This is a genomic window from Vibrio sp. Vb0667, assembly GCF_033391095.1.
On the sequence record NZ_JAWPOL010000061.1, the window covers coordinates 1 to 6,368 of the forward strand.

Consider the following 6,368-nt stretch of genomic DNA (forward strand, 5'->3'; position numbering starts at 1 on the left):
TGTTTTACCGTGGTCAACGTGGCCGATAGTACCAACGTTAACGTGCGGTTTCGTACGTTCAAATTTTTCTTTAGACATGAGTGGTCCCTCTAGGTACGGATTTAGGTGGCCCAAATTGACCACGCAACCAAAAAAAGATAATTGGTAAATCTAATATCAAAAGGAAATAAACTTGAGAGCTGGTGCTGATAGGCAGACTCGAACTGCCGACCTCATCCTTACCAAGGATGCGCTCTACCACCTGAGCTATATCAGCACTCAAATTAGAGTGGAGCGGGCAGCGGGAATCGAACCCGCATCATCAGCTTGGAAGGCTGAGGTAATAGCCATTATACGATGCCCGCAACACGTAACTCTGAGAGCTATTTCCTAAAGAATATGGTGGAGGGGGACGGATTCGAACCATCGAAGGCAGTGCCGGCAGATTTACAGTCTGCTCCCTTTGGCCACTCGGGAACCCCTCCAAATTTTCAAGCCATTCAGACTACTAAAGGAAAGAATGGTGCCGACTACCGGAATCGAACTGGTGACCTACTGATTACAAGTCAGTTGCTCTACCTACTGAGCTAAGTCGGCATAAGTGGTGCGCATTCTATTGAATGATTTTCTAGGTTGCAATAGTAATTTGAAAAAAAATCATAAATTTCGATTTTTTAGATTCGTTTGCTGCAAATTCGTACAAACTTAGCTTTTTTAAAGTAAACTTCGACCTTTGTCGTTTGCTTTGAAGTTCGCTTGATGTATGTTCTTGCTTCTATTAAACCAAGGATAAAAGAGACCCATGAGTCCATTTTTGTCATTTGACCGTGCAAATTGGGCCGAGTTAAGAAACTCTGTACCGATGACACTTTCTGAAGACGACTTGACTGCGCTTCAGGGCATTAATGAAAACCTAACCATGGAGGAAGCGGTAGAGATCTACCTTCCTTTGTCTCGTCTTTTGAATCTGTATGTCCAGGCTCGTCAAAGCCGCAATTCCGTATTACAACAATTCTTAAATACAGAGGAACATGCTCCCCCTTTCGTAATTGGTATCGCTGGCAGTGTTGCTGTAGGCAAAAGTACGACTGCTCGTATTCTAACGGCATTGCTTTCTCGTTGGGAGAATCATCCCAAAGTGTCCTTGGTTACAACAGATGGCTTCCTATATCCGAAAAAAGTACTAGAAGAACGCGGTATCATGCATCGTAAAGGCTTCCCAGAATCCTATGATATCAAGCGCTTAGTCGAGTTCATGTCTGACGTAAAGGCAGGAAAGCCCGATCTTGAAGTACCCATCTACTCTCACATCACGTATGACATTACTGATGAACTAAGGAAAGTGGATAGACCGGATGTTCTTATTATTGAAGGTTTAAACGTTCTGCAAAGTGGAATGGACTATCCACATGACCCGCATCGTGTCTTCGTCTCTGACTTTTTAGATTTTTCAATTTATGTCGACGCAGAAACAGAAACCATTGAACATTGGTATGTAGAACGCTTTTTAAAGTTTCGCCAAGGGGCCTTTACGAAACCAGGCTCTTATTTTAGCCACTACACACAACTCTCTGTCGATGACGCAAAGAAAAAAGCGAAGCAAATTTGGCATGATATTAATGGGCTCAATTTAGAATTGAATATTCTTCCAACTCGTGAGAGAGCCCACTTGATTCTACACAAAGGCGTTAACCACTTAGTTGATAAAGTCTCGTTGCGAAAGTAATCGAAGATTAGTCACTTTTACGCAACGAGATTTCACCACCAATATAAGTCTCTAGTCCTTGGGAGGTTTCGATTAATATTCCACCTTGATGATCGATGCCTCGAACGACGCCATATACCTCTCTAGGACCAATAAGCAGTTTGACCTGACGATTAAGGAAATTGTCTAACCGATTCCAACGTTCGATAAAGCCAGTAAGTCCTTTCATTTCATATTCGACAAGTGCGGAATTCCAATGCTTGATAAGTGTCATTGCTAGAACATTTCTATCGATCTTGAGACTCTGATTTACTTGGTTCAACGTGGTCCATGGCTGGTCAATCTCAGGCTGGTCGTCAGGCATTCCAATATTCAGGCCCATCCCAATCACTAGATGAGCAGCCCCACCGGCCTGACCCGACATTTCAACCAAGATTCCGGCCAGTTTTTTATCTTGATAATACAAGTCATTCGGCCACTTGAGTTTAACACCTTGCATGCCTACTTCTTCCAAAGCTTCCACTGCGGCAATCCCAATCACCAAGCTCAAGCCCATTGCCGCAGCCATTCCTGCATCCAGTCGCCAATACATAGAGAGATATAAGTTAGAGCCAAACGGTGAGACCCATTGTCTACCGCGGCGACCACGCCCTTGTGCTTGATATTCAGCAATACAAACACGGCCCTTTTCCGAATCCGCGACTCTGTCGAGCAAATATTGATTCGTTGAGTCAATCACAGGGACGAGTTCAACAAGTGACTCCGAGCTAGTGGTAAGGAGAGTCTCGTCTAACAACTGCAATGGTGAGGCTAATTGGTAACCGCGCCCTTGCACTCGATAAATATCAATACCCCATTCACTAAGACCTTTAATGTGCTTAGCGATTGCCGCTCTAGAAACATTAAGATCGTCGCCCAACGCTTCTCCTGAATGAAACTCTCCATCACTTAATAACTTTAGAATATGAAGTTTCGTAGAGTGATCTTTTCTCATCTAGATGCCTCGATCTGAGCCAAATTGGTCTCCCCGGTACGATTGAGAAAGCGTACTTCATGCTCAAGTATGATTTGGTATTTGTCCCATACTGTATGCTTCACTAAAGAAGCAAGCGCGACAATGTCATCAGCACTACAATTATCTATGTTGGTCAAAACCAAAGCTTGCATAGGGTTGACCTGCGCACCGTGTACAGACTTCCCTTTTAATCCACACTGATCAATAAGCCAACCAGCAGCAATTTTCATTCCTCCTGAAGCTGGGTAGGCCACTACGTTAGGGTATTTTTTTGTTAGTCGATCATAGTGATCTTCTGTGATCACTGGGTTTTTAAAGAAACTACCTGCGTTACCTATCTTCGTTGGATCTGGCAGTTTTGCCTTTCGCACTTGGCATACTCGTTCGAAGATAGAAGCAGGGCTGAGTTGTTCTTCTGGGATACTTTGTAAAGGGCCGTACTGGTTAATCGGCTGCCATTGCTTCGCCAACTTAAGCCCTAATGCGGTGATAAAGCACTTTCCGTGCAACGCATGTTTAAATATGGAATCCCTATAGGCAAACTCACAGTCTTGGGCGTGCATTCTTTTGTTTTCAAACGTAGTTAGGTCAAGAACATCTACATAATCACAGATGTCTTTTAGCTCTAGGCCATACGCACCAATGTTCTGAATAGGAGCCGAGCCAGCACAACCTGGAATCAAAGCTAAGTTCTCGATCCCACCGATCCCCTGATTCACACACCAGGAAACTAATTCAGGCCAATCTTCACCACCGGCAATATGTAATAGGTAGTCCTCATCCGTTTCCGTGACTTCTTTACCCATGATTCGATTAACAATCACTAATCCCTCAAAATGTTCTGTAAAAAGAACATTACTTCCTTTACCTAAAAAAAGTTTCGGTAAATGGGTGAATCTTGGGTTTTGAAATAGCTCAATAACATCTTCGAGCGACTCAACGATAGCTAAATAGGAACACGATTGTTCAATTCCAAAAGTATGGTAAGCCTTTAGGCTCGCATTTGTTTTAATTTGCATAGTAGGTTTGCAACACCAGATAAGATTCTCTTAAACTGTCGACATTCTACATTAGTTATCTTTTAACCGCAGTGACAATACCAGACTCATTAATCATAGAAGTGTTAAATCCCATCAAGCTCCCCCTCATTAAGAAACTATACAAAGCGTATTACCCTGCGGGTCGAGCCAAAAAGGATGAATTGATCATTACAGCAAGCCATAAGGGTGAAATCATTGCGTTACTACGTTTAAAAAGTGTAGATAAAGTTCGTCTGTTGACAGGAATGTTGGTCATTCCGAAAGTTAGGGGAACAGGGATTGGAAAAAAACTACTAACTCATTGTAAAAACAATGTTTTCACTGATGGCGATTATTGCTTCGCGTTTACACATCTCGAATCCTATTATTCCAAGCATGGATTCACAACAATTGATTGCTCTGAGCTACCACACCCGCTAAAAATGGCATTTCAACGTTACGTAGATAGCGGTAAAGATCTCATTCCAATGCAATTCATCTCTTCAACGACATCAAAACGCGTGCTTTTGTAGCCAGGTAAATCATATCTTTGATAAAATGGCAGGTTCGCAATATTGCACTAAACTAAGGTACTCATACCGATATGATAGTAAGTAGGAATCCATTCGAACAGTTGCCAAGTCTCGCTGTCAATCCGGAAGACTTTGATGTTCTGTATTCAGCAGAATCATTCAGAACCCGTCTTTTAGATGCGATCAGCAAAGCAACGTCGCGAATTTACCTAGTCGCTCTATATCTGGAAGATGATGAAGCTGGACGTGAAATTCTCACTGCGCTTTATGAAGCGAAACAGCGCAATCCTGGGTTGGACATCAATATCTGTGTCGACTGGCATCGAGCGCAGCGTGGCCTGATTGGTGCGGAGACATCTGAGGGTAATTCAGCGCTTTACAAAGCATATGCCAGTAAGTACCTACACCCAATCCCTGTCTATGGCATACCAGTGCGTGGCAGAGAAGTTTTTGGGGTACTGCATTTAAAAGGCTTCATTGTCGATGATACTGTTATCTACAGTGGGGCGAGCTTAAATAACGTTTATCTCCATTATCATGAACGTTATCGATTTGATCGTTACCATGTGATTCGACATGAACCTTTAGCGAATTCAATGGTGCAATTCATTCAGGAAGAAATGATTGCTCACCCTGCCGTTAATGATCTTGCAGGAAAAGATAAGCCAGAAACCAAAGAAATAAAGTCGGCGATTCGCCAACTGAGGGCTTCTCTTGCTCAAGCCAACTATAAGTTTGAAGACCAAGCTGCAACAGAAGAAAGCGTAAAAGTCACTCCGTTAGTTGGGCTAGGCAAACGCCGTAATCTGCTCAATCAACAGATTGTAAAGTTATTGGCAGCAGCCCAAGACGAAATTTTCATTTGTACGCCTTACTTTAACTTCCCTAAAGCACTTCATCGTGAAGTGAAACGAGCTATGAAGCGTGGTGTGAAAGTAACTATTGTTGTGGGTGATAAAACCGCCAACGACTTTTACATTGCACCCGAGGAAGACTTTAAAACCATTGGCGGACTTCCATATCTTTACGAAGTGAATTTGCGTCGCTTTGCGAAAGCCAATGAAGCGAATATCGCCGCACGTAAATTGTCAATTCACCTATGGAAGCATGACAATAACAGCTTCCACCTTAAGGGTATTTGGGTTGATAAACGCTATATGCTACTTACTGGGAATAACCTAAACCCACGTGCTTGGTCACTCGACCTAGAAAATGGGCTACTCATACAAGACAATTATGCGAAGCTCACTGAGAAGTTTGAAGACGAAGTTTCGCGTATTCTTGAGCATACTCACCTTATCTGTACTTATAAGCAATTAGAGAAAGTAGAAGACTATCCTATAGGGGTACAGCGACTGGTCAGAAAAATTACCCGCCTAAAGGCAGATGGTGTTTTAAAACGTATTCTTTAGACATCATTTCTCGCTCTAAAGTACGTCGAGATTTTTATACTAAGCCAACCGCTTTAGCAGTTGGCTTTTTCATATAATCCATTTGGAATACTTAACTATTTTCTAGTACCGCTAGTGAGCACATAACCACTTAGATCTAGAGCGACTCTCTTAATGGGTTTGAGCTTTGACGTTTGTGAGTACTCCGCATAGCTTACAGCCTCGAGCTAAGCTACCCCTCTCTGTTTTGGCGCTTCTTACCCCTTGGCGATATATTTTTTCTGAGACTCATCAAATGTTCAGCGTCGAAAATCATCACCTCGCTAATGAAGAGCTCCTTCAATCTTTCACCTTCCAATTCTTTTCAAGTCGTTTGATTTTTGAGCCAGGAGAGATTGGGGGTATATATGACGCTTTTCTGGATTATGTGCACAGTTCGTTTTTTCTTTCTCATCAAGATTCAAGCCGTTGAACGCCTTTGAATACCATAGATTACTTAGGTTTGTTTGTAGGTCATATTGTCTTTCCACAGCATCAACGGCCTATATTAATTAAAGCCTAGTGTGTAATCACGCAAAGTTCACTTAGTAGGGATTATGGGGAGTAGTCTAATTAGGTGTAAACACACTTCAGGGAAACGCCGCAGTAGAAACGAAAAAAGCCTCAGTCTTTCGACTGAGGCTTAATATAAGTGGCGGAGTGGACGGGACTCGAACCCGCGACCCC

Annotated in this window: 5 protein-coding genes and 4 tRNA genes; 3 read left to right on the forward strand and 6 right to left on the reverse strand. The window is 42.7% G+C overall.

Annotated features, from left to right (window positions below; translation table 11 throughout):
• Positions 1-180 precede the first annotated feature (180 nt).
• The 4 genes from R8269_RS23115 to R8269_RS23130 form a co-directional block, all read right to left on the reverse strand.
• Positions 181-256 (reverse strand) — tRNA-Thr (locus tag R8269_RS23115).
• A 13-nt stretch (positions 257-269) separates the two neighbouring features.
• Positions 270-344 (reverse strand) — tRNA-Gly (locus R8269_RS23120).
• Positions 345-379: 35 nt separating this feature from the next.
• Positions 380-464: transfer RNA gene (locus R8269_RS23125), tRNA-Tyr, on the reverse strand.
• Between the two features lie 36 nt (positions 465-500).
• Positions 501-576, reverse strand: a tRNA-Thr gene (locus tag R8269_RS23130).
• A 205-nt stretch (positions 577-781) separates the two neighbouring features.
• On the opposite strand from R8269_RS23130, the gene coaA reads away from it, so the two are divergent.
• Positions 782-1,705 carry a type I pantothenate kinase gene (coaA, locus tag R8269_RS23135; RefSeq protein ID WP_005388683.1) on the forward strand — a complete coding sequence of 308 codons (924 nt, stop codon included), beginning with the start codon at positions 782-784 and terminating at the stop codon, positions 1,703-1,705.
• Between the two features lie 7 nt (positions 1,706-1,712).
• On the opposite strand, the gene birA is transcribed toward coaA, so the two are convergent.
• Together birA and murB are read right to left on the reverse strand one after the other, a co-directional pair.
• A complete protein-coding gene (gene birA / locus R8269_RS23140) occupies positions 1,713-2,678 on the reverse strand; it encodes a bifunctional biotin--[acetyl-CoA-carboxylase] ligase/biotin operon repressor BirA (protein ID WP_005373054.1) in 966 nt (321 codons plus the stop codon).
• Positions 2,675-3,718: a UDP-N-acetylmuramate dehydrogenase gene (gene murB / locus R8269_RS23145; RefSeq protein ID WP_005373053.1), complete on the reverse strand. Its 1,044-nt coding sequence runs from the start codon at positions 3,716-3,718 to the stop codon at positions 2,675-2,677. The genes birA and murB overlap by 4 nt, the downstream gene beginning before the upstream one ends.
• Before the next feature lie 101 nt (positions 3,719-3,819).
• On the opposite strand from murB, the gene R8269_RS23150 reads away from it, so the two are divergent.
• Positions 3,820-4,251, forward strand: coding sequence for a GNAT family N-acetyltransferase (locus R8269_RS23150; RefSeq protein WP_017821963.1), 432 nt, complete (start codon positions 3,820-3,822; stop codon positions 4,249-4,251).
• Positions 4,252-4,322: 71 nt separating this feature from the next.
• A complete protein-coding gene (pssA, locus tag R8269_RS23155; protein WP_005373047.1) occupies positions 4,323-5,663 on the forward strand; it encodes a CDP-diacylglycerol--serine O-phosphatidyltransferase in 1,341 nt (446 codons plus the stop codon).
• Positions 5,664-6,368: the final 705 nt, after the last annotated feature.

Bases quoted from the DNA above. Each gene is read 5' to 3' on its own strand.
- murB (WP_005373053.1), bottom strand. From the start codon at position 3,718: ATGCAAATTAAAACAAATGCGAGCCTAAAGGCTTACCATACTTTTGGA.
- birA (WP_005373054.1), bottom strand. From the start codon at position 2,678: ATGAGAAAAGATCACTCTACGAAACTTCATATTCTAAAGTTATTAAGT.
- pssA (WP_005373047.1), top strand. From the start codon at position 4,323: ATGATAGTAAGTAGGAATCCATTCGAACAGTTGCCAAGTCTCGCTGTC.
- coaA (WP_005388683.1), top strand. From the start codon at position 782: ATGAGTCCATTTTTGTCATTTGACCGTGCAAATTGGGCCGAGTTAAGA.